The 22372-nt window shown below is 65.5% G+C and carries 19 protein-coding genes; 3 read left to right on the top strand and 16 right to left on the bottom strand.

Annotated elements, in window-relative coordinates:
- Positions 1–870 carry an HAD family acid phosphatase gene (locus tag FYJ91_RS02960; protein WP_149520775.1) on the bottom strand — a complete coding sequence of 290 codons (870 nt, stop codon included), beginning with the start codon at positions 868–870 and terminating at the stop codon, positions 1–3.
- Positions 867–1574, bottom strand: coding sequence for a CoA transferase subunit A (locus FYJ91_RS02965; protein WP_149520776.1), 708 nt, complete (start codon positions 1572–1574; stop codon positions 867–869). Before FYJ91_RS02965 ends, FYJ91_RS02960 begins: the two co-directional genes overlap by 4 nt.
- 145 nt (positions 1575–1719) lie before the next feature.
- Here FYJ91_RS02965 and FYJ91_RS02970 point away from each other — a divergent pair, with 145 nt between their 5' ends.
- Complete coding sequence (locus tag FYJ91_RS02970) at positions 1720–2070, top strand: antibiotic biosynthesis monooxygenase family protein (RefSeq protein WP_149520777.1); 351 nt, start codon at positions 1720–1722, stop codon at positions 2068–2070.
- On the opposite strand, the gene FYJ91_RS02975 is transcribed toward FYJ91_RS02970, so the two are convergent.
- From FYJ91_RS02975 to FYJ91_RS03040, 14 genes are all read right to left on the bottom strand, one after another.
- A complete protein-coding gene (locus tag FYJ91_RS02975; protein WP_149520778.1) occupies positions 2067–3959 on the bottom strand; it encodes an XrtA/PEP-CTERM system amidotransferase in 1893 nt (630 codons plus the stop codon). The two genes, FYJ91_RS02970 and FYJ91_RS02975, sit on opposite strands and share 4 nt — an antisense overlap.
- Positions 3959–5176 (bottom strand): TIGR03087 family PEP-CTERM/XrtA system glycosyltransferase, encoded by a 1218-nt coding sequence (locus FYJ91_RS02980; protein WP_181008375.1) that lies wholly within the window; start codon positions 5174–5176, stop codon positions 3959–3961. The genes FYJ91_RS02975 and FYJ91_RS02980 overlap by 1 nt, the downstream gene beginning before the upstream one ends.
- A complete protein-coding gene (locus tag FYJ91_RS02985) occupies positions 5173–6222 on the bottom strand; it encodes a FemAB family XrtA/PEP-CTERM system-associated protein (protein ID WP_149520780.1) in 1050 nt (349 codons plus the stop codon). Before FYJ91_RS02985 ends, FYJ91_RS02980 begins: the two co-directional genes overlap by 4 nt.
- A 1-nt stretch (position 6223) precedes the next feature.
- Complete coding sequence (locus tag FYJ91_RS02990; RefSeq protein ID WP_149521312.1) at positions 6224–7069, bottom strand: XrtA system polysaccharide deacetylase; 846 nt, start codon at positions 7067–7069, stop codon at positions 6224–6226.
- 5 nt (positions 7070–7074) lie between these two features.
- Positions 7075–8613, bottom strand: coding sequence for an XrtA/PEP-CTERM system-associated ATPase (locus FYJ91_RS02995; protein ID WP_149520781.1), 1539 nt, complete (start codon positions 8611–8613; stop codon positions 7075–7077).
- A 32-nt stretch (positions 8614–8645) separates the two neighbouring features.
- Positions 8646–10313, bottom strand: coding sequence for a porin family protein (locus FYJ91_RS03000; protein ID WP_149520782.1), 1668 nt, complete (start codon positions 10311–10313; stop codon positions 8646–8648).
- Positions 10310–11392: an AAA family ATPase gene (locus tag FYJ91_RS03005; protein WP_149520783.1), complete on the bottom strand. Its 1083-nt coding sequence runs from the start codon at positions 11390–11392 to the stop codon at positions 10310–10312. The genes FYJ91_RS03000 and FYJ91_RS03005 overlap by 4 nt, the downstream gene beginning before the upstream one ends.
- A 6-nt stretch (positions 11393–11398) precedes the next feature.
- Complete coding sequence (locus FYJ91_RS03010; protein ID WP_149520784.1) at positions 11399–12931, bottom strand: XrtA system polysaccharide chain length determinant; 1533 nt, start codon at positions 12929–12931, stop codon at positions 11399–11401.
- A gap of 40 nt (positions 12932–12971) precedes the next feature.
- Positions 12972–13562, bottom strand: coding sequence for an XrtA/PEP-CTERM system exopolysaccharide export protein (locus FYJ91_RS03015; protein ID WP_246152462.1), 591 nt, complete (start codon positions 13560–13562; stop codon positions 12972–12974).
- Positions 13563–13718: 156 nt separating this feature from the next.
- Entirely contained in the window at positions 13719–14957 is a 1239-nt protein-coding gene (locus tag FYJ91_RS03020) for a pyridoxal-dependent decarboxylase, exosortase A system-associated (RefSeq protein ID WP_149520786.1), read from the bottom strand.
- Entirely contained in the window at positions 14954–16471 is a 1518-nt protein-coding gene (locus tag FYJ91_RS03025; protein ID WP_149520787.1) for an acyl-CoA ligase (AMP-forming), exosortase A system-associated, read from the bottom strand. Before FYJ91_RS03025 ends, FYJ91_RS03020 begins: the two co-directional genes overlap by 4 nt.
- A 61-nt stretch (positions 16472–16532) precedes the next feature.
- Entirely contained in the window at positions 16533–17021 is a 489-nt protein-coding gene (locus FYJ91_RS03030; RefSeq protein ID WP_149520788.1) for a hypothetical protein, read from the bottom strand.
- Between the two features lie 93 nt (positions 17022–17114).
- On the bottom strand, positions 17115–17720 hold the full coding sequence (locus tag FYJ91_RS03035; RefSeq protein WP_181008317.1) for an energy transducer TonB: 606 nt from the start codon (positions 17718–17720) through the stop codon (positions 17115–17117).
- A 147-nt stretch (positions 17721–17867) separates the two neighbouring features.
- Positions 17868–19520 carry an electron transfer flavoprotein-ubiquinone oxidoreductase gene (locus FYJ91_RS03040; RefSeq protein ID WP_149520790.1) on the bottom strand — a complete coding sequence of 551 codons (1653 nt, stop codon included), beginning with the start codon at positions 19518–19520 and terminating at the stop codon, positions 17868–17870.
- Between the two features lie 152 nt (positions 19521–19672).
- On the opposite strand from FYJ91_RS03040, the gene FYJ91_RS03045 reads away from it, so the two are divergent.
- Entirely contained in the window at positions 19673–20377 is a 705-nt protein-coding gene (locus tag FYJ91_RS03045; protein ID WP_149520791.1) for a uracil-DNA glycosylase family protein, read from the top strand.
- On the top strand, positions 20374–22140 hold the full coding sequence (locus FYJ91_RS03050; protein ID WP_149520792.1) for a lytic transglycosylase domain-containing protein: 1767 nt from the start codon (positions 20374–20376) through the stop codon (positions 22138–22140). The genes FYJ91_RS03045 and FYJ91_RS03050 overlap by 4 nt, the downstream gene beginning before the upstream one ends.
- Positions 22141–22372 lie beyond the last annotated feature (232 nt).

Here is a 22372-nt window from a genome sequence, read left to right on the forward strand (position 1 = left end):
TCAGTTCGCTCCTTGGGCGGGATCGTCCCACCTTTTGTCGGTCGGAAACACGTCGTCGAAGCCACCGCGCAAGCCGGGGCCGTAAACGGGATTGGGCAGCATGAACCAGCCATTGCCCCACAGCCGCGCGACATCGCCGTGGCCCGCGGCCTCGCGCCGTTCGCGCGGGCTGGCGATCTGGTTGAACAGGTCGCTGAAGTCTCCCAACTGATCGCCGCCCATCGCGATCACGCAGTAACGCGACGCAATGGTCGAACGGCGGCCGTCCTTCTTCGATCCGGCGCTGTCGTCGCCCTGCAAGAACAGGGTCTGGCCGTGGACGAAGTCGCCGAGGCCGGCATTCTTCACCGCCGCCACCGTCTGATCGGCGGTCTCGGCCGAACGGTTGGTGTTGAAGATGACGGTCACGCCCTTCGCGCGCAGCTGCCGCATCGCATAGACCGCGCCGGGCACCGGGGCGACCGCCGCCGCACCCGTACGCTCCCAGCGATCCCACGCCCTGGAATCGAACGGCCCGCCGCCGCGCCGCGCATCCTTCTCCTCGAAGCCGAGGTTGAGCAGCACCGTCTCGTCCACGTCGAACACTGCCGCGAGCGGCTTGTCCCCGCACGGCACGAAGCTGGGCGCGGCGAGGGTCGAGCCTTCGGCCAGCACGACGCTATTCTTCGGGCGCCCGACGGCCGCGACATGGTTGAGCAAGGCGGCATAGGCCTGGACCGAGATCGCCCCGCCCTCGCCCGATCCGTAGAGATATTGATAAGTCGGCCCCGGCCCCGCCGGACGCGACGACGGCGCGGTCACCGCCTGCTGGGGCGTCGCCGCGCAGGCGGAGAGACCCGCAAGCGCGCCCAGGGCCGCGACGCGCTTCACGCGGCGGCCCGCGGCCGGGTCGTGCGGAACTCGATATGCTTGTTGTACGGGCTGCCGTTGATCAGCCGCTTCACATAGATGCCCGGCAGGTGGATGCTGTCGGGATCGAGCGAACCGACCGGCACGATTTCCTCGACTTCGGCGATGCAGACGTTCGCGGCGGTGGCGGCCGGCTGGTTGAAGTTGCGCGCGGTCTTGCGGAAGATCAGGTTGCCCGCCTCGTCCGCCTTCCATCCCTTGACGATCGCGATGTCGGCGCGGATGCCGCGTTCGAGCACGTAGGTCTCGCCATCGAACTCCTTGAGTTCCTTGCCCTCTGCAACCAGCGTGCCGACGCCTGTCTTGGTATAGAAACCTGGAATGCCTGCGCCGCCGGCGCGCATCCGCTCCGCCAGCGTGCCCTGCGGAGAGAATTCGACCTCGAGCTCGCCCGAAAGATATTGGCGCTCGAACTCCTTGTTCTCGCCGACATAGCTCGAGATCATCTTGGCGATCTGGCGCGTGCGCAGCAGCTTGCCCAGCCCCTGCCCGTCGATGCCGCAATTGTTGGATGCGACAATCAGCCCCTTGGTGCCCGCCGCGACGATCGCGTCGATCAGCCGCTCAGGGATGCCCGACAGGCCAAAGCCGCCCGAACAGATCGACATCCCATCAAACAGCAGGCCTTCGAGTGCGGCCTCGGCTGAGGGATAGATTTTCGACACGGACGTCCTCCTCGCTGGATGCACTGCCGATCTAAAGGTCGGGAGCGGGGGTGGTCAATCTGTTGCAGTGCATCATTGCAATTGCGCGTTTTTCCGTGGCTTCAGGGCTTGACCGCGCCCCTACCCCCGACGCAGGGAGAAGGCGATGATCAAGGAACTCGCCGAGATCGATATCAAGCCCGGCCACGAACAGGCGTTCGAGGATGCGGCTCGGCAGGCGATGCGGCTGTTCCTCGGTTCGCAGGGCTGCCTGGCCTTCCGCATTCACCGTTCGATCGAACAACCTTCGCGCTACCGCATGTTCGTCGAGTGGGAAACGATCGAGGATCACATGGTCGAGTTTCGCAACTCGGATGCCTTCCTTACCTGGCGCAAATTGTGCGGCCCGCATTTCCAAAGCCCGCCGCGCGTCGAACATCTTCAGATCATCATCGACAGCGACCGAGATCCGGTCGAACCCGGCCCGGCGATCGAACGGCTGGTGATCGAAGGTTAGCCGAACAGACGGCTGAGCGACTTGTCGAGCATCATCAGCTGCCACAACAGACGGCCGTGATCGGATAGCCCGCTTTTGTGATCGCGCACGATGCGGTCGAGCGCGGCGGGATCGAACCATCCGGTCTGGGCAAGCGTCGAGCCCTGCGCGATCCGCCCAGCTTCTTCGGCCAGCGGGCCTCGGAACCAGGCGCTGATCGGGGTGACGAAGCCCATCTTCTTCCGGAACAGGATGTCATCGGGCAAATAGCGGCGCATCGCCTGCTTCATCAGCCATTTGCCGGTGGTGCCGCGCACGCGCATCGACACCGGAAGCCGCGCGGCAAACTCGATCAGGCGATAGTCGAGCAAAGGCTCGCGCGCCTCCAGGCTCACGGCCATGCTGGTGCGATCGACTTTGGTCAGGATATCGCCGGGCAGCCAGATCTGCATGTCGGCATATTGCGCGCGATCGAGCCCGTCGCGGGCGGGCGCCGCCGCCATCGCCTTGATGTAGCGATCTTCGGCACGATGCCCGCCAAGGCCGCCAAGCATCTGATCGGTGTAGAGGCGGTGGCGCAGCGCCATCGGGGTGACGCCGACCGCTTCGGCATAAGCCTCCCCCTCCGATCGACCGAGCGCCTGGAAGGTCGATTTGGCGCGCAACTTCTGCGGCGCCCAGTCCATCTTGGGATAGATGCGGCCCAGCGTGCCGAACACGTTGGAGCGAAACCCCTGCGGCAGCAGGCGGCGCACGCGATCCTCGGCGTTGAAGAAGGTCAGGCGGCGATAGCCGGCGAAAGCCTCGTCCGCGCCGTCGCCTGACAAGGCGACTGTCACTGTCTCGCGCGCCAACTGGCTGACGCGGTATGTGGGCAGTGCGGAGGCATCGGCGAAGGGTTCATCGAAATGATCGGCCAGCGTGTCAGCCAAGCCATAATCGTCGGCCGAGACGATACGCACGCGATGATCGGTCGCGAAGCGCGCGGCGATCTCGGCGGCGTAGCGGGTCTCGTCATAATCGGGATGGTCGAAGCCGATCGAGCAGGTCTTGACCGCCTCGCGGCTCTCCTCCGCCATCAAAGCGACGACCGCGGAACTGTCGACCCCGCCTGACAGGAAAGCACCCAGCGGCACGTCGGCGATCATCCGCGCGGTGACGGCCTTGCGCATCAGATCGACCAGTTCGGCCTCCAGATCGCGCGCCGAGCCCCGGGCACGATCTGCGAAGCTGACGTCCCACCAGCGGATCGACGCGGGCAACGGGTGGCCACGCTTGAGCGTCAGATGATGGCCGGCCGGAAGCTTCTTCACCCCCTGCAGCAGACTGGTGTCGTCGGGGACGTAACCGAAGGCGAGATAGTCGTCGACCGCCGACAGTTCGGGCGTCCGCCGCAGCAGCGGGTGCGCGGTCAGCGCCTTGAGCTCGGAGCCGAAGATCACGCTGCCGTCCGACAGTTCGGCGTAGAAAAGCGGCTTCACGCCCATTCGGTCGCGCGCGACGAACAGGCTGGCGTCGGCGGCGTCGTGGATCGCGAAGGCGAACATGCCGTTCAATCGATCGAGCGACTTTGCCCCCCAGCGGCGATACGCCTCCAGGATCACCTCGGTATCGCTGTGCGTGCGGAACTCGACGCCCAGCGCGATCAGCTCGGCGCGCACCTCGCGATAATTATAGATCTCGCCATTGAAGATGATGACCTGGCGGCCGTCCGCGCTCGGCATCGGCTGCACGCCGCCTTCGAGATCGATGATCGACAGGCGGCGATGGCCGAAGCCGACACCGGGCGCGACCCACACGCCCACCCCGTCCGGGCCGCGATGCGCGATCGCGTCGGTCATCGCGCGGACCCGCGCCTCCTCGACAGGCTTGGCGACCTGGAGATGGAATATGCCGGCGATGCCGCACATCAGGCGGTCGTCACCTCGCCATCGGTGGCATCGAGGCCGATCATGGCGTCGAGCGCGGCGAGCTGAGCGTCCCAGCCATAACGTTCGATCATCCATTGGCGCGCCGTCCGGCCCATCGCTTCGGCTGCCGCGGGATCGCGGATCAGATCGCTGACTGCATTGGCCAGATCGAGCCGTTCGGCGACGATCAGGTGCTTGCCCGGTTCGGCATCGAGTCCTTCGAATGCGGGCTGCGAGACGACGACCGGACGCGCCATCGCCATCGCCTCAAGCACCTTGTTCTGGATGCCGCGCGCGATTTCGAGCGGTGCGACAACCACCGTCGCCGCCGCCAGCCAGGGGCGCACATCAGGCACCTCCCCGGTGATGATCACGTTGCGGTTGGCAAGCGCCTTCACCGCCGGCGTCGGATCGCGCCCGACGATCGCGAACACCGCGTTCGGATGCTTGGCGCGGATCGCGCGGAAGGTCCGCTTGGCGAAATGCTCCACCGCGTCGACATTGGGTTTGTAGTCCATCTGCCCCGTGAAGACGATCAGCGGATCATTCTGCTCGTCCTTGCGGGGAAAGGCGGCGGGATCGAAATAGTCGGTGTCGATCCCGTTATCGACGGCCTTCACCTTGTCCACGCCCTGCCCCGAGATACGCCGGAACACGGCCGCCTCGGCCTCGCTGACGAACAGGCTGACGTCGGCGCGTTCGGCAGTCTCGATCTCGAACGCCTGGAGCAGTTCGCCCTCGCGGCGGTGGATCCAGCCCTTGGGACCGCCCGCCTTCGCACCATAGCTCGCGAACTTTTCCGAGTCGACGTCGACAAAGTCCATTACGAAGCGCCGGCCCCCACGATCTTCGGGAACGAACTGCGCCATCTGACCCGAATACGCGAAGATGGTGTCGATCGGCCGCTTCTTGAGCAGCCGCTTCACCTCGGCCTTCATGGCGCGCGATCGGAATGCGGTGAGCGAGATCGAATCCCCCTTGGTCATCGCGCGCAGGCCGGCTGAAATCCGGCTGCGCCGCACGTCGACGAACATCGAAGAGCAGACCTTGCGCAAGGGGGCGACCTTGGCGAGATCGCTGGGTCGGTCGACAAAGCCGACGACATGCACGGGCGCCCGCGCCGCGAGATGCCGCAGGATATGATAGCTGCGGATTCTGTCGCCCCGATCGGGTGGATAGGGGATGCGGTGTACGAGGAAGAGTATCTCGCCCATCAGCCGAGCCCTCGGGCGATCCATGGGCCGATCCGGTTGGCGACCGACAACGGCAGTTTCTGCCATAGCGACACCTGCAGCCGATATTTGGGGCTCATCGGATTGATCTGGCGCGGTTCCTGCCCATCGGCGGTACGAATGGCATAAGCGAGCGCCACCGGCTCGAAACCCCAGTTCTTCTTGAAAGCGAACGCGCCGGTGCCCAGTTTCGACCGGCCGAAATCGAACGCCGACATTCCCCGCCCCCGCGCATGGTTCATCAGCGCGTAGTACATCATATCATTCGCACGCCAACGCCGCGCCTCGCGCGTGCCGCCGCCCCAATAGGGCAGGACTACGCCCTTGTGATACAGGCTCAACACGCTCGACAGCGGCACGCCTTCGTGCAGCACGGTCAGGATGTCGGCATCCGCCCCGAACCCATCGAGCACCGCATCGAACAGCGATCGAGGGAAGACCGGCGTACCGAGGTTGCGCACGCTTTCGGCATAGACGGCATAATGCTGCGCGCGATCGATCTCGGCCGTGCCGATGCGCACGTCGAGCGGGAAGCCCAGCGCCTTGCGCACCTCGGCGCGCTGCTTGCGGGGAATGGCGAGCAGTTCGGCCTCGTCGTCGGCGGTCAGCGGACGCGAGAAGCCGGCATAGACTCCGCCTTCGACATGCCAGCCAGTCCCTGACGGCAGGGCGCCGCCGCGCAGTTCGAGCGACGGGCAGCTCAGCCGCACCGCCCAGTTCCAGCCAGCTTCGGCCAATATATCGACCGTCGCCTGATCGTCGGCGATCGGTCCGCCGCCCACAGCGAACCCCGACGAGGCGAGCGCGCGGCCGAACAGTGGCGAATGAACCTCGGTCATCGGCAGCAGCCCGACGATCGCACCGTCGCGTTCGGCGAGAAGATACCGCGCGGTCTGCCCACAGCCGCGCTCTACACCCGTCAGCCAGGCGGGACGATGGAAGGCGCTGCCCGCTTCGTGGCGCATGACATAGGTCTCGATCGCGGCGCGCTCCGCGGGGCTGTCGAGATCGGCCAGCCGGGTCGCGATCATGTCAGGCCAGCGCCTCCGCAGCCTTGGCAGCAACCGCATCGACCCGGCCCCATTCGAAATCGCCGATCGCGCGTGCCAGCTTGCCCTCCATCGCGGACAGACGGCTATAGTGACGCAGCTTCGACTTGAGCGGTGCGTCGGGGACACGCGGCTGGCCGGGGTCGATCTCCCACGGATGGAAGTAGAAGATGGCGGGCTGGCCCAGACCGTTCACCTGGCGGATCGCCCAGCGCGAGAAGGCATAAGGGAACAGGCGGAAGAAGCCCCCGCCCCCGGCGGCCAGCGTCCGCCCGCGCAGCTTCGCGGTCGTGACCGGCAGTTCGATCAGCGGATTGTCGGGCAGCGGCTTCCACGCGAAGCGCGGGCTTTCGGGCCAGCCATAATGATCGTGCGCCACCGGCGCGACGCTCGACGAATAGGCATGGCCTTCTTCGGCCAGGATCGCGTGGGCCCAGGGGGTGCGCGTGTCGATCGAAAAGCTCGGCGCGCGATAGCCGGTGACGGCCACACCGCCGATATCCTCCAACGTCTGCCGGGTGCGACGGACGTCATCGCGGAACTGATCGGGCGTCATGTGGAAGACGCGGCCATGATCCCAGCCGTGGCTTGCCAGTTCATGCCCGCCCGCGACGATCCGTCGGATCAGCGCCGGATAGCGCGCGGCCACCCAACCCAACGTGAAGAAAGTGCCTTTCGCGCCCATCCGATCGAACAGGCCGATCACGGCGTCTGTGTTGCGCTCGACCCGGTGGGCGAGATCATCCCAGTCGCTGCGATCGATCACGGTCTCGAATGCGCCGACCTGAAACCAGTCCTCGATGTCGACGGACAGGCCGTTCAGCACCATGGGTTTCAAGCCGCGTCCTGGCTTCCATTCGCGCCACCGCTGCCACCGCCCGGCCCCTGGTCCTTGGTCTCGACCAGCTCGACCAGCAGCGAAAGCGTGCGGCGCAGGATCGCTTCTTGATCAGCCAGACGCGCCTCGAGCTCGGCGTTGCGCGCGGCAATATCGCGAAGGGCTTCGCTTTCGGCCGGCGGTGTCGCCTTGGCCACCCCATAATCGGGCGTCGCATAATCGGGAGCCGGCGCAGCCACGGGTGGCGGAACATCTTCCACCGCGCGCAGTGGCGGACGCTCGGGCGCGATTGGTGCGACGGGCTCCGGTGGACGAGCTGGTGCCGCGACTGGCGCAACCGGCTGCGGCACGTCACCATCATAGCGCGGCGGCTGCGTGATCGGCGGCGGCGGCGCCTGTTCCGGCATCGAAAATCCGCCAAGGTCGTAAGGTGGCGCGGATGGCGCGGGCGCGTCCATGTCGTAGGACGGCTCGACATAAGCGGGCGGCACGAAAGGCTGCGGCGTCGCGCTGTAGGAAATGTTGGGTGCAGGTGCCGGCGCGGGCGCGGCGACGGGTGCCATCACGGGCGCCACGGCAGGCGCCGGTGCGATGACCGGCGCCGCCGGCGGAGGCACAGGCGCCGGCTGCTGCGGTTCGATCCAGGCGGCAGGGGTCACAGGGGTTGGATTATACTGGAAGGGCTGAGGCTGGCCTTCGGGTGATCCGTTCTCGGCCGGCATGATGCTTTCGGACGCGAGATCGGCGGCGACATCCTCGATCACATCGATATCGATATCGACGAGCTGTTCGATCGCGCCCTGCAGCAGCACGCGCGCCGCCAGCATGTTGAGCCGGCGCGGCACGCCGCCCGACAGGCGGTGCATCGCGGCAAATGCCTCTGCGGTAAAGCGCGGAGCGCCCTTCCATCCCGCGCAGGCGAGGCGGTGCATGATATAGGGGCCGGTTTCGTCGACCAGCATCGCCGTCAGGTGATGGGTCGCGATCACGCGCTGGCGCAACTGCTCGAAGCGCGGCTGGGCCAGCGCCTCGCGAAATTCGGGCTGACCGAGCAGGAATATCTGAAGCAGCGCCTGCCCGCCGAACTGGAAGTTCGACAGCATCCGCAGCTCTTCGAGCGCGGTGATCGGCAGATTCTGCGCTTCGTCGACGATCAGGAGGGTGCGCTTGCCGCCCCGCGCCTGTTCGTGAAGGAAGCGTTCGATGCGCGCGAGGATCTGGCCCTTCGCCATCCCATCGCTCTGGACGCCGAGCGATAGCGCGACGATCCGCAGGATATCCTCACCCTCCAACTGGGTGGAGACGAGGTTGACCGCGGTCAGGCGTGATTTGTCGATGGCGCCCATCAGGCGGCCGACCAGCATCGTCTTGCCGGTGCCGACCTCACCCGTCACGACGATGAAGCCTTCGCCCTGGGCAAGGCCATAACCGAGATAGGTCATCGCCTTGCGATGCGTCGCGCTATCGAAATAGAAACGCGGATCGGGTGTGAGCTGAAACGGCCTGTCCGTCAGACCATAAGGATCATGATCCATGGTGGACCCCCCTCAGGCCAGTGCGGATCGCGTTAGAAATTGTATCGTACGCCAAGCTGTGCACGCCCCAAGATTTCGGCCGCATCCCCTTCCCGCTTCGCGGCTTCTGCGCTGACCGAGGCCGAAGCGATCAAGCTCCTACCCAAAATCCGCGAATATCCCCAGTTCAGAACGATCGACTGAACATCGGGAGCGCCGACCTGTCCGTTAATAAACAGGTTGCCGGTAAAAGAAAAGTCGACCGAGGATTTAGCCGACAAGGCATGATTGAGCCCGCCGGTGACGAAGACGGTCTGGTCGACCACGCCGTCCAGCGAAACCTGTAACGTGGGATCGTCCTGATAGGTGCGCCGCGAATAACCGCCGCCCAGATTGAGCGTGGTCTGGCGCATCGTATAACCATAGACGAAGTTCATGCCGCGCGTGCGGTACATCGTCGACGCGGACGATCCCAGCGTGCCGCCCAGACAGCTGCCGGTGCCAGCATTCTTGCCGAACACGCACTGGCTGTACGGCGTGCTGCCGCCCAGATCGTCGGGCTCCTGAAGTTGAACGGGTGCACCGGCGAGCCCGCTGCTGATGCCGCGCGCAAAGCTTTCGAGCCGGTCGAACACCACCAGCGCCAGCGACGAGCGCGCATTCGGCTTCATCTCGACAAGCCCGCTGACGGTGAAACCGCCATAGCGATAGCCGGCACGCGCCTCGACATGGGTGCGCCGGCTGGGTGACCAGATCAGGCCACCGTCGGCCACGAAACCCGACACATCATAAGTAAGGACGCGCGGATGGGAGGGATCGGGCTGCGATCGGCCATCGGAATCGAGGATCGGAAACCCGTTCGCATCGACCAGCGTCGAATCCCTGGTGCTCTTGGAGCTTTCATAGCCGCCGCTGCTGACGATCGCGATCGTCTCCGTGATCGGCAGCCGCCCCTCGAGGATAGCATTGTAATTTTCGAAGCGTTCTTTGAGCTGCCCCGAATCCTCGCGGCTATATTGCGTGCTCAACGTCCAGCTGAAAGGCAGCGTGCCGCGATCCATACCCATCTGAGCCGTCGCGAGATGGCTGGTTGAATCGGTGAAGCGATCGAAACCCGGCGTGATCGGCACGCCCTTCGTCGAATTGCCGGTCTTCACGTAGCTGAAGCGGTAGGTGGACGCGACATTGAGTTCGCCGACATGCGTGGCGACCGATGGCTGGATGAAACCGCCATAGACCTGCGTGATATTGTCGGCATTGCCGATATTGCCCAGTGGCGCTGCGCCCGACGGATTGACGCGCGTATAGGTCGCGATCGCGCCGACATCGAGCGCAGACACGTCGGGAATCAGCTTGATGGTGGCCCGCGCGACGCCGTTATGCGATCCCGATCGTGCGATATCGCCCTTCTGCTTGATGCGGCGGGTATAGCTGTAGAACAGGCTCGATGCGACACGCCGCGTATTATATTCGGCGCCGACGCCAGCGACAGCCTCGGCATAGGTGACGGTTTCCTCGTCGCCCTTGATCGCGCCCTGCGCGAACTCCCGCACGTCGATATAGGGCGTGAATTTCAGCCGTCCCGAACGCTGATTTCCCGCGCTGGGCAATCCTCCGGTATCGACGCTCTGCGCGCGCGCGCCGTCGCCGGCCGCGACAGCGACACAGAGCGCGAGGCCCACAAGGAACCTCCGCATCGCCCCCGAAGCGAGCGCGCTCATCGCGGCGCTTCATACCCGTAATAGCTGCCGAAGCGGCGCGAGCTGGGCGAGAAACGGACCTTGTTGAGCAGGAGCTGGATCTCCTCGCAGCCGCCCAGCAGCAAAGTCGCGTCGCGCAACTCCGCCTCGCCGGTACGATCGGCCTGGACGACCAGCAGCACCTGCCCGACATGATAGGCCAGCACCGACGCCGGCGACGCCGCGAGCGCAGGCGGGCTATCGAACAGGACGATGCGGTTGGGCTTGGACGCCAGGCGATCCAGCACATGACGGGTGCGATCGGCCGCAATCAGCTCGGTCGCCTCGTTGGTATATTTGCCCGAGGGCAAAACGGCGAGGCTGCCGACATCGGTCTTGATCACCAGCGTCTCGACGTCGATGTCGGGATCGGCGAGCGCATCCATCAGGCCGACCGGCCCTTCGATGCCCAACGTCGAAAGCACGGTCGGCTTGGCGAAGTCGCCGTCGACCAGCAGCACTTCGATATCGCGCTCGTTCGCCATCGAGAGCGCAAGGTTGACGGCGCAGAAGGTCTTGCCCTCGTTCGCCTGTGCCGAACAGATGAGCAGGCGCCGCCCCTTGGGCAAAGCCGTCGGCCCGATCGCGTTGAGGAGCAGCGTCCGCTTGACGATGCGAAACTCCTCGGCGAGCGCGGTGATCGCCGCGTCGGGCATGATGAAGCCCTGTTCGATCAATGCCGCGCGATCGACCTTGGCGGTCTTGTAGATGATGTCGGGCGCGGGCAGCGCCGCCGGTTCGGCGGCGGCCTGCGACGAGACGGCGGGCGGCATTGCCCCTGCCCCGCCGCTTCCGGCCAGCGCGACCGGCGGTGGCGCCTGCGTTTCGATCAGCGGCGGCGGCGCAGGCGGCAGTTCGGGCGCCGGCGCGGGCTTGAACGGATCGAACGCCGGCTGGGCCGGCGCCATATCGATGATCGGCGTCGGCTCCCCCGTGGGCGGCACGAAGATGCGTGCGCGCAGAATCCCCTCGAAGTCGTAGACCGAACCTGCGCGCTCGATCAGCGACCCGCCACGGCGACGGCCTTTCTTGGGGGTCTTATCGGGAACCTGATCATCCATGCCAGATCAGCTTATCATCAGACGTTTAACGAATTCGACCAGCAGAAGCAGGCCAAACACGCCGGTCAAAGCCCCCGCCGCGGAGGAGAACCAGATCAGTTGCTGACGCTTGGCCGCGCGCGTCTCGACGGTGACGACTTCGGAAATCGCGCCGAGCACCGGCAGGCCGCTCGCCTTCGCGAGTTGCTGGGTGGTCGTATAGCTGTTCGACAGCTGGCTCTTGGCGAAGGCGACACCCGAACCGAGCATAAGCCCTGCGATCAACACGCCCGCCAGCAGCATCGGCCGGTTCGGCGCGGCCGGTTTGGTCGGGAAGGACGGGCGATCGATCACGCGGAAGGCGACCTTGTCGCTCTTCCCCGTCGCATCCGCGCGCAGCTTGGCATTTTCGCGGTCGGCGAGCAGCTTGTTATACTGATCGCGCAACACCGTGTAGTCACGGTCGAGCTTCTGGCTCGTCACCTCTTCGTCGGGTGCGGTGATCTGGCGCGTGGCGATCTGCTGCATATCGGCCTGAAGCTGCGCCTTGCGCGCCGAATACATCGCGACATTGCCCTGCCGCTCGGCCTGCATCGACTTGATCGAGACATAGACGGGGTTGGGCGTCATCGGCCCCGAGACCGATCCGCCGCGCCGCTGCTCTGCGCGAGCCTGCGAAAGCTGGGCCTTGATCGCGATCACGTCGGGATGCCGATCGGTCCAGCCGCGCGCGGCCGCATCCGACAGCTGGCCCTCGAGCATTGCGATCCGCTGCTCGGTCGATCCGCCACCCGGGGCGCCCGCGACCGGAATGCTCGCCGGTGTCGCCGCCAGCTGCCCGTTCATCGCGGCCAGCGCGCTCTGCGCCGACATCAGGTTGGATTCGACGTTCGATAGTTCGTTGCGTGCCAACTCCATCCGCTGTTCGAGCGAACCGCTGCCCGGCAGATTGCCCATCGTGCGTTGCGCCAGCGAAGCACGCTGACGATCGACATTGGCGAGTTCCTTGGCACGCCGCGCCAGTTCCTGATCGAGAAACGCCAGTGCCTGCTGGCTTTCATCGCGCGAGCCCAGGATATTTTCCTGCACGAAGATATCGACGAGCTGCTGCGTCACGTTACGGACGATGAAGGCGGTCTCGCGATCCGAAAAGTCCTTCAGGCCGACGCGGGTCTTGATCTCGAGCAGATTGTCGCCGTTCGCGGTGATCGAGATGCCCGACCGCAGCGCACCGATCAGCGGGAGCGATTCCGCCGAGGTCAGCGCGCGTTCGCCGTTCGAGACATTGGCGACGACGCGCTTGAGCGTCTCCGTCGACGTCAGCGATTGCCGGACCCGTTCCATATCCTTCTGCCGATCACTGTCGTCGATGCCGATCTGGCCGGTCAGCCGCGAACTGGTCTGCACCGATATGCGGGTCGCGCTTTCGAACGACGCCGGGATCCGCATCACGAACGCCCACCCTACCAGACAGATGCCCCACGCGACCACGATCGCCAGCCAGCGCAGGCGCCAGATCGCGAACAGCGCTATCCGGATTTCGGTATAGACGGCTTCCATCGAACCTACACCGCCCCCACGGCCATGGCAGAAAGCCGCATTAGAATGCGCTCTCGGGAATGATGATCACATCGCCGGGCATCAGCTTGACGTTGGCCTTGATGTCGCCGCGCTTGATCAGGCTGTCGATCTTCAGCTTATATTCGTCCTGCTTGCCGGTCGCCACATTGTGCCGAACGAGGCGCGCACGGTTGCCCGCCGCATATTCCGAAAGCCCGCCGACCGCGATCATCGCGTCGAGCAGCGTCATTTCGGCACGATAGGGCACCGAAGCAGGCTTTTCCGCCGCACCGACGATGCGGATCTGCTGCGAATAGGTGCCCGAGAAACTGTTGATGATGACCGATACGATCGGATCCTTGATGTAGGTCGACAGCGCGTCGCGGATGTCATCGGCCAGCTTGGTCGGCGTCTTGCCGACGGCGACCATGTCGGTGATCAGCGGCAGGGTGATGCGCCCGTCGGGACGCACCTGCACCGATGCGCCGAGTTCCGGGTTGCGCCACACGAAGACGGTCAGCGCGTCGAGCGGGCCGATCGCATAATCCTCACCGGGCGTGGCGCTGGACGACACGAACGGCGCGGGCGGCAATTCCTTGGCCGGCTCTGCGGCCACGGCCGGAACGGCCATGCCCAGCACCAGCGCAAAGCCGCTAAGTCCCCCAACAAGCGACCGACACAAAACCATACAAATACCTCCGCCAAGCGACCCATCGCCCAACATGATGGCGAAATCATGCCATGAAGATGTGAACGCTTCCCTTATGTGCGCAGTTGCACCTAAGAATCACAGGATTTCCCCGCCGTCTATGGTTAATTCAACCGGCGGCGGATGTCCCAGAAACGATTGCGGGCTCGCACTCGCACCATAAGCGCCCGCCATGAAGATCGCGATCACGTCACCCACCTCGGTTCGCGGCAGGCCGACACGGTTTCCGAGCAGGTCGAGCGGGGTGCACAGGCATCCGACGACACTCACCTCTTCCTCGACCGGTGCGGCGATGCGCGCAGCGTTGGCTATCGGATAATTACGGCGAACAACCGTGCCGAAATTGCCGCTGGCGGCGAGTTGATGGTGCAGCCCGCCGTCGACGACGAGGAAGGTCTCGCCATGGCTGACCTTCCGATCGACCACCCGCGTCAGATAGACCCCCGCCTCGGCAACGATCCACCGCCCCAGTTCGATCGCGAATGCCGTGTCGGCCAGGATCGGATCGCGCGCAGCAAGGGCTTCGGCGAGCGCGATGCCGATCGCCTCGATGTCGAGCGGCTTGTCCCCGGCAAAATAGGGAACGCCGAAGCCGCCGCCAAGATTGACAAGTGGTGGAAGGACTTGCGCTTCATTGCTGAGACCCGCCGCGAGCGCGAGTGCCGATACCTGCGCCTCGACGATCGCATCCACCATCAGCGCCTGCGACCCGGCGAATATGTGGAGGCCGCTATAGTCGGCGCCCGCCGCAACAATCCGGCCGATCAACGCCGGAACGCGCTCCGCATCGATCCCGAACGGCTTGGCGCCGCCACCCATCTTCATCCCCGACCCCTTGAGATCGAAGTCGGGATTGACCCGCACCGCCAGCCGCGGACGGATGGCAAGCCGGTCACCGATCGCGAGCGCGCGCTCCGCCTCGCCTTCGGATTCAAGGTTGATCGTGATGCCCGCACGGATCGCGGTTTCGAGTTCGCGCTCGCGCTTGCCGGGACCGGCGAACGAAATGTCGCGCGATGCCATCCCCGCATCGAGCGCGATCCGCGCCTCCCCTTCCGACGCTACGTCGATCCCGTCGACCATCGCCGCGATCGCACGCACCAGCGGTCGATGCGGATTTGCCTTTACCGCATAGTGGAGCGCGACCTGCGGGAAGGCCGCGCGGAAGCGCGCGACCCGATGCCGGATCAGTCCGATGTCATATGCAAAGAATGGCGTATCGCCAGCTATATCAGCCAGTTCTAAAACATTCTTCCCACCGATCATCAGCTGATCGGCCGACGCGAACGCTTCCGGAATGGGACCCGTTGGTTTCATGTCAGCGCCTCGCGCTTAAGCGCAGCGCGGTCGAGCTTGCCATTGGCATTGCGCGGCAGATCGTCCCGCCACCGCACTTCGCGCGGCTGCATGAAGCCGGGCAGGTTGCGCTTGAAATGCTCCGCCAGCCGCGCGTCGGCATCATCACCTTCGCCGCGCGCAAACAGCAGGATCGCTTGCCCCAGTCGATCGTCGGGCACCCCGATCGCGACGGCTTCTGCCACCGCGCCGCTGGCAACCGCTGCCTCCTCGATTTCTGTTGGACTCAATCGATTACCAGACGTTTTTATCATCTCATCATCACGCCCGACAAAGCGGATCAGCCCATCCGCGTCACGCATCACCGTGTCGCCCGACCAGACCGCCACACCACGCTCATGCGACGCCGTCGGTGCGGGACGGAAACGCTCGGCCGTGCGCGTCGCATCCTGCCAATAGCCTTTAGCGACGAGTGGCCCGGCGTGGACGAGTTCACCCGGTTCGCCATCCTTCGCCACCGCACCGTCAGCATCGACGACGAGGATTTCGGCAAAGGGGATCGCGGACCCGATCGAATCCGGATGAGCATCGATCAGCGCGGGATCGAGGTATGTCGACCGGAAAGCTTCCGTGAGCCCGTACATCGAATAGAGATCGGCTTGCGGAAACAGCGCGCGCAGCCGGCGCACCAACGGCACGCTCATCCGCCCACCGGTGTTGGTGAGACGGCGCAGCGGCGCGATCGCCCCCTCCGGCCAGTTGGCTTCGGCCAACTGCACCCAGAGCGGCGGCACGCCCGCTAGCGTCGTGATGTCATAGCGTTCGACCGCCTTCACCACATCGCGTGGCGTGAGATAATCGAGGGGGACGACACTGCCCCCCGCCGCCCATGTCGAGAGCAGCTGATTCTGACCGTAATCGAAGCTGAACGGCAGCGCGCACAGGGTGCGGTCGTCGGCTTCGAGTTTGAGATAGTGCGCCACCGAGATCGCGCCGAGCCACAGGTTGGCATGGCTGAGCATCACGCCCTTGGGTCGCCCGGTCGATCCCGAAGTGTAGAGGATCGCCACCAACGTGTCGGGATCGGCGCCCGACGGCCCCAGCCCGTCGCCTTTGAGCAAGGCGGCGCCCTCGATCTCCTCGACCAACAGCGCGCAACCGTCGGGACGGTCGCCGGGTTCGAGCGTGTCGGCACGACCCTTGCCCGCAATCAGCAGGCGCGCGCCGCTGTCCGTCAGGATATGCGCGACCTGCGGATGCTTGAGCAAAGGGTTGATCGGAACATGGATCAGCCCCGCCCGCGCCGCCGCAAGCGGCAGCAGGCAGGTCAGCCGGCTTTTCGCAGCCCAGCTCGCCACCCGATCGCCCGCGACGAGCCCCTGCGCCAATAGATTGGCCGCGATGGCCCCGACGATGCGATCGAGCGTCGCATGGTCGATCCTACCCGCCTTGTCGGCGAGCGCGGGCGCTCCACGCGCGCCCATCGTCGCCAGATGATCGAGCGGACGCGGGTTCGGATCGAGAGCGACGACCATGGGTCGGCCCTAGCGGTTAATTCGGCGGCTTAGAAGTAAACTGTTCCCCGAACGGCAGGAATCAGCGTTCGGCGAACTGGACGAAATCGACCGCGCCAGCGCGCGCGCCGCACGAGAAATGACGCTGTCCGCGATCGGCATCGACGACACCCTCGACCCGCCAGCCATCACCGTCGCGGCCGACCGAGTCGACACCCAGCACGCGCCCGCGCGCCATCGTCTCGGCGGCATCGGAGCAGATCGAAGCGACCTCGCGCGCATCCTCGCCCGCTGCGTTCAGGTCGAAACGGCCGTTCGAACGGACTTCGGGGCGCGCGTCACGATCGCGGTTCCGGCCGGCCGAGGTCGCAAGCGCGACCGCGCCACCCGCGATCACCGCGCCGAGCAGGAAATTGCCGAAAGCATCGCCGCCGCCGCGCCGATAATAGCCGCCGCCATAACGCGGTCCGCCCCAATAACCGCGCGGTCCCCATGGGCCAGCTTCGGCCGGAGCCGCCGCACCCGCCAACATGGCAACACTCGCCATCGCACCGATCAGCATCTTTTTCATCGTCGAACACCCCGAATACGCAAGGCAACAAGCTACAGCGAGTCTGCGACTAACTGCCAGCGGCTTGCGACAAGCTGAATGAGGCGGCTTCGATCAATCCGAAGCGACGGCCTTCGTTTGAAAACGGACGGTGATGCTTTGCACGGATACCACAGACTTGCCCTGCGAATCCTGGGCGCTCTGGCGCGGATCCACAACCGTTTCAGCGCACGCCAACCTGTTCAGGACGCTGGCGGCATCGTTCCCGTTGCTGCTATCCTCAACGGGTCGGCAATCGATCACCTTTCCAGCGGCATCGACCAAAAGGGCCAGCTTGACGTCGAACGGGTCAGACACACCGGCCGGCATGCGATCGAGGGTGAGTATCGATCCAGCTTTCAGGGGACGCGGCGGCATGTTCAGACCTTCCAAGCGAAACGCCTTCATATTCTCGTAGATCGCGAAGATGGGCTGCCCCGCCTTGTCGGTCGCCGGCTTGAACGTTGCGCGCGCCTCGAGTGCGTTGCAAACCGAAAGACCGATCGTGGACCGCTGCAGCGTATCGCACCGGACCACCCGCCCTTCCGGCGAAACGGTCAGCTGGTAGATGACATAACCGCGCTCGGCGACGACCTCCGAATGCTTGGGATAATCCGCCGCACTCAACCAGGACGACATGTCGATGGGTTCGGGCAGCGCGATCGCCGCAGCGGCCAGCACGAGATTGATAGCCGCCATTCCCACCCTCTCATCGTTGGACTGTCAGTGGCAATCTGCCACGGCCTGCCTGCCGGGTCGTGGATGTAAGCGACGCGCGAGCCTCAAAGAAAAGCGGGCCGGAAGTTTCCCCCCGGCCCGCCTGTTGCGTCACATGTTCGGATAATTGGGTCCGCCGCCGCCCTCGGGCGTCACCCAGTTGATGTTCTGGGTGGGATCCTTGATGTCGCACGTCTTGCAGTGGACGCAGTTCTGCGCGTTGATCTGCAGCGCGGGCTTGCCGATGTCGCGACCGACGATCTCGTACACGCCCGCCGGGCAATAACGCTGCTCGGGCGCGTCATACCAGGGCAGGTTGATGTCGATCGGGATCGTCGCATCCTTCAGCTGCAGGTGGACCGGCTGATCCTCCTCATGATTGGTGCTCGACAGGAACACCGAGGAGAGGCGATCGAAGCTGATCTTCCCGTCGGGCTTGGGATAATCGATCTTGGGCGCGATATCGGCGCGCCACATGTCCTCATTATCCTTGTGGTGCTTCATCGTGAACGGCAGGCCGAGGCCCAGATAGCGCATCCACATGTCGGCGCCGCCCAGGATCGTGCCCGCCAGCGCGCCGAACTTGGCGACCATCGGCTCGACATTGCGGACGAGCTTCAATTCCTTGGCGACCCAGCTGGCCTCCAAAGCCTCCGGATAGGCCGTGATCTCGTCGCCCTCGCGACCTGCCTGCACCGCAGCGAAGGCAGCTTCGGCCGCCAGCATGCCCGACTTCATCGCCGTGTGGCTGCCCTTGATGCGCGGCACGTTCACGAAGCCCGCCGAACAGCCGATCAGCGCGCCGCCCGGGAAGGTGAGTTTGGGCACCGACTGCCAGCCGCCCTCGTTGATCGCACGTGCGCCATAGGATACGCGGCGACCGCCCTCCAGGATTTCGCGGATCTTCGGGTGGGTCTTCCAGCGCTGAAATTCCTCGAACGGATAGACGTGCGGGTTCTTGTAGCCGAGGCCCACCACGAAGCCGAGCGCGACCTGGTTGTTCGCCTGATGATAGAGGAAGCCGCCGCCCACTTCCTCGGTCAGCGGCCAGCCCTGCGTGTGGATCACGCGGCCCGGAACATGCTTTTCGGGATCGATGTCCCACAATTCCTTGATGCCGATGCCGAACGTCTGCGGCTGGCTGTTCGCCTCGAGGTCGAACTTACCTTTGAGCATCTTCGAAAGATGGCCGCGAACACCTTCTGCAAAAAAGGTATATTTTGCGTGGAGCTCCATGCCGGGCATGTAATCGGGCTTGTGGCTGCCATCGCGCGCGATGCCCATGTCGCCGGTCGCGACGCCCTTCACCGACCCATCGTCATTGTAGAGGATTTCGGCCGCGGCGAAGCCCGGGAATATCTCGACGCCCAGATTCTCGGCCTGCGAGGCGAGCCAGCGACAGACATTGCCGAGCGACGCGGTGTAGGTGCCCTTGTTGTTCATGAAGGGGGGCTGGATGATGTGCGGGACCGAGAACTGGCCGTTCTTGGTCAGCACCCAGTGGAGATTCTCCGTCACCGGCACCGTCAGCGGGGTCGAGCTGTCGTCGCGCCAGTCGGGCAGAAGTTCGTCGAGGGCGATCGGGTCGATCACCGCGCCCGACAGGATGTGTGCGCCGACTTCGGACCCTTTTTCCAGAACGCAAACGCCGATTTCCGCACCCGCTTCATTGGCGAGCTGCTTCAGCCGGATCGCAGCGGCCAGGCCTGCCGGACCTGCTCCCACGATCACGACGTCGTACGTCATGGATTCGCGTTCGGACATCTCAATACCCCTCGAAACTCTGCCCAGTCTCCGGTCGTCGCAACCGACGAACGTCATAGCCGAAAGCCGCTGCCCGCGAATTGACGCCGCCGTCAACCCATTCCTTTACTGTTTGCGTGGAAACGGGGGGAAATATCGACACTGCGGCGCCTGTGGCCGCCCTCTTCGCGTGGTGGCGCGAAGCAGGGGTGGATTGCTTCGTCGAAGATGTCCCACGCGACTGGCTTGCAGCACCGGTGAAGGCTGCGCCGGTGGCGGCAACCAAGCAGATCGCACCGGCTTCAGCCCCGCCCCCCGCTCCGGCCGCCCTTCCCGACAGCCTCGATGCGTTGCGGGCGTGGCTCGCGACTAGCGATGCGATCAGCCTGCCCCCCACCGGCCGCATCGCGCCCGCCGGCGACATCGCATCGGGCGTGATGATGATGGTCGATCAGCCCGAGCCCGGCGATGCCGAGGCGGGACAGCTGATGGCCGGTGAGATCGGCCGCCTGTTCGATCGGATGATGGCCGCGATCGGCCGAGACCGTGCGTCGATTTACCTCGCCGCGATGGCGCCCGCCCGCCCGATCGCGGGACAGGTCGATGCGGCGCTCGCCCACGAGCTTACCGAGATCGCGCGGCGCCATGTTGCGCTCGCCCGCCCCCGCGCGCTGCTGCTGTTCGGCGATCAGCCGGCGCGCGCGTTGCTCGGCAAGAACACGATCGAGGCGCGCGGCCGCGTCCACGACGTCGAACTCGACGGCGGCGCGACCCGCGTCATCGCGACCTTCCACCCCCGCCACCTGCTCCGGCACCCCGCGCACAAGGCGCATGCCTGGGCGGACTTGCAGCTACTGATGAAGATACTCGGCCAATGAAGCTCCGCTCCGCCCTCCTCGCCGCCGCGCTGATCGTCGCCCCCACAATCACCCACGCAGAGGGCGTGGACATCCCCGCCGCGGCGACCCTGAGCGCGACCACGATCGCCCTCCCCTCGGTTCTGACCGCCGAACAGCGCACCGCGTGGCGCAATGTCTTCGCCGCGATCCGCAGCGGTGACTGGTCGACGGCCGACGCCGGCATCGGCGCGAACCCCGCCGGCCCGCTGAGCCACGTGGCGCGCGCCGAACTGCTGATCGCCAAGGGTTCGCCTAAGGTTACTGACGACGCGCTCTCCGCCTTGCTCGTCGCAGCGCCCGATCTGCCCGAGGCGCAGGCCGTCGCGCGGATCGCAACGCAACGACGGCTGAGCACGCCCACCCTCCCGCTTCCGCGCGATCTCGTCCGCCTCGCCGGCCCGTCGAAGCGATCGGCCGCCCGCGCGATCCGCAGCGACCGCGCCGCAGCCCAGCTCTCACAGGGCGTCACGCCTCTCCTTCGGGCCGATCAGCCGACCGCCGCCGAGGCGCTCGTCACATCGCGACTCACCGAGCTGTCGCCCGAGGCACAGGCGGAATGGCTGCAGCGCGTCGCCTGGAGCTATTATCAGACCGGCGACGACGCCTCTGCGATGCGTGTCGCGACGCAGGCGCAGGGATCGAGCCTTGCCGACTGGGGCGTGCAGGCCGCGTGGGTGAATGGCCTCGCGGCGTGGCGTTCAGGCAATTGCAACGCCGCCGCAATCGCCTTCGACCACGTGGGTAGCCAGGCGCGCGACAGCGAGACGATGGCGGCCGGTCTGTACTGGACCGCCCGTGCCGACATGGCCTGCGGCCGCCCCGACCGGGTCGAGCCGCGCCTGCGCTCTGCCGCGCGGATGAAGGAGACCTTCTACGGCCTCCTCGCGCAGGGACAGCTCGGCATGGCCGCGCGCGCCGACATCCAGCCGCGGCTGACCGCGAACGATTGGGCCGCGATCGGCGCGATCCCCAATGTCGTGCGCGCGACCGCGCTCGCCGAAATCGGCGAAAATGCGCTCGCCGATCAGATGCTGCGCCATCAGGCGCGGATCGGCCGCGCGCAGGATCATGAATCTTTGGTCCATCTCGCCAACCGGCTAGATCTGCCCGAAACCCAGATCTGGCTCGCGCAGAACGGGCCGGCGGGATCGGTCCTCTCGGCCGCGTGCCGCTATCCGATGCCCGGCTGGGCACCGGTCAGCGGCTGGCAGGTCGACAAGGCTTTGATCTTCGCCCACGCGCTGCAGGAATCGCAGTTCAAGGCGGACGCCACCAGCCCCGCCGGCGCGCGCGGCGTGATGCAGCTCATGCCCGCCACCGCGCAGATGGTCGCCCGGCATCAGGGCCGCACGATCGACGCCGACACGCTCGGCACGCCCGCGCAGAGCATCGAACTCGGCCAGGCCTATCTTCGCGAACTCGCCGACAGCGGCAATACGGGCGGCCTGCTGCCCAAGGTGATCGCCGCCTATAATGCCGGCCCCGGTTCGGTTGCGAACTGGAATGCGCGCGGCCGCAACCTGGCCGACCCGCTCCTTTTCATCGAAAGCATCCCCTTCGCCGAGACCCGCGCTTATGTCGCGATCGTCCTGCGCAACTACTGGATGTACCAGCGCCAGGCCGGCGTCCTGCCGACCAGCCTTACCGCAATGGCCCAAGGCCTGTGGCCACGCTTCCCCGGCCTTCCCGGCCGCGAGGCCGTGCGCCTGACCGCAGTGGGCAGCCCGGCGGCGGCGGATTGAGGTGTCCAACGAAGAAGGCCGATACATTCTAATCGCGCTTGGAGTGATTTCGGTCGGCTTGAATCTCGCAGTGGGCAAGGTGCCGGGTAGCAGGCCACCTCTAACGAGGCGCGGCAAACCTTTCGCGTTTTGGACATTTCAGCTCTTTAGCGTGGCGGTGACTGCGACAGTTGCAGCTATGCTCGGCTAGCCGTTATCTCGTCATCATGCTGGATTTGGTCCGGGGTGACGA

Origin of the sequence: Sphingomonas montanisoli, from assembly GCF_008274695.1 — a bacterium.
Classification (GTDB): Bacteria; Pseudomonadota; Alphaproteobacteria; order Sphingomonadales; family Sphingomonadaceae; genus Rhizorhabdus; species Rhizorhabdus montanisoli.

What these genes read in the sequence shown, in the direction of transcription:
- FYJ91_RS02970 (WP_149520777.1), top strand. Translation starts at nt 1,720, where the DNA reads ATGATCAAGGAACTCGCCGAGATCGATATCAAGCCCGGCCACGAACAG.
- FYJ91_RS02975 (WP_149520778.1), bottom strand. Translation starts at nt 3,959, where the DNA reads ATGTGCGGCATCGCCGGCATATTCCATCTCCAGGTCGCCAAGCCTGTC.
- FYJ91_RS02985 (WP_149520780.1), bottom strand. Translation starts at nt 6,222, where the DNA reads ATGATCGCGACCCGGCTGGCCGATCTCGACAGCCCCGCGGAGCGCGCC.
- FYJ91_RS02990 (WP_149521312.1), bottom strand. Translation starts at nt 7,069, where the DNA reads ATGGTGCTGAACGGCCTGTCCGTCGACATCGAGGACTGGTTTCAGGTC.
- FYJ91_RS02995 (WP_149520781.1), bottom strand. Translation starts at nt 8,613, where the DNA reads ATGGATCATGATCCTTATGGTCTGACGGACAGGCCGTTTCAGCTCACA.
- FYJ91_RS03000 (WP_149520782.1), bottom strand. Translation starts at nt 10,313, where the DNA reads ATGAGCGCGCTCGCTTCGGGGGCGATGCGGAGGTTCCTTGTGGGCCTC.
- FYJ91_RS03005 (WP_149520783.1), bottom strand. Translation starts at nt 11,392, where the DNA reads ATGGATGATCAGGTTCCCGATAAGACCCCCAAGAAAGGCCGTCGCCGT.
- FYJ91_RS03010 (WP_149520784.1), bottom strand. Translation starts at nt 12,931, where the DNA reads ATGGAAGCCGTCTATACCGAAATCCGGATAGCGCTGTTCGCGATCTGG.
- FYJ91_RS03015 (WP_246152462.1), bottom strand. Translation starts at nt 13,562, where the DNA reads ATGGCCGTTCCGGCCGTGGCCGCAGAGCCGGCCAAGGAATTGCCGCCC.
- FYJ91_RS03020 (WP_149520786.1), bottom strand. Translation starts at nt 14,957, where the DNA reads ATGAAACCAACGGGTCCCATTCCGGAAGCGTTCGCGTCGGCCGATCAG.
- FYJ91_RS03025 (WP_149520787.1), bottom strand. Translation starts at nt 16,471, where the DNA reads ATGGTCGTCGCTCTCGATCCGAACCCGCGTCCGCTCGATCATCTGGCG.
- FYJ91_RS03030 (WP_149520788.1), bottom strand. Translation starts at nt 17,021, where the DNA reads ATGAAAAAGATGCTGATCGGTGCGATGGCGAGTGTTGCCATGTTGGCG.
- FYJ91_RS03040 (WP_149520790.1), bottom strand. Translation starts at nt 19,520, where the DNA reads ATGTCCGAACGCGAATCCATGACGTACGACGTCGTGATCGTGGGAGCA.
- FYJ91_RS03050 (WP_149520792.1), top strand. Translation starts at nt 20,374, where the DNA reads ATGAAGCTCCGCTCCGCCCTCCTCGCCGCCGCGCTGATCGTCGCCCCC.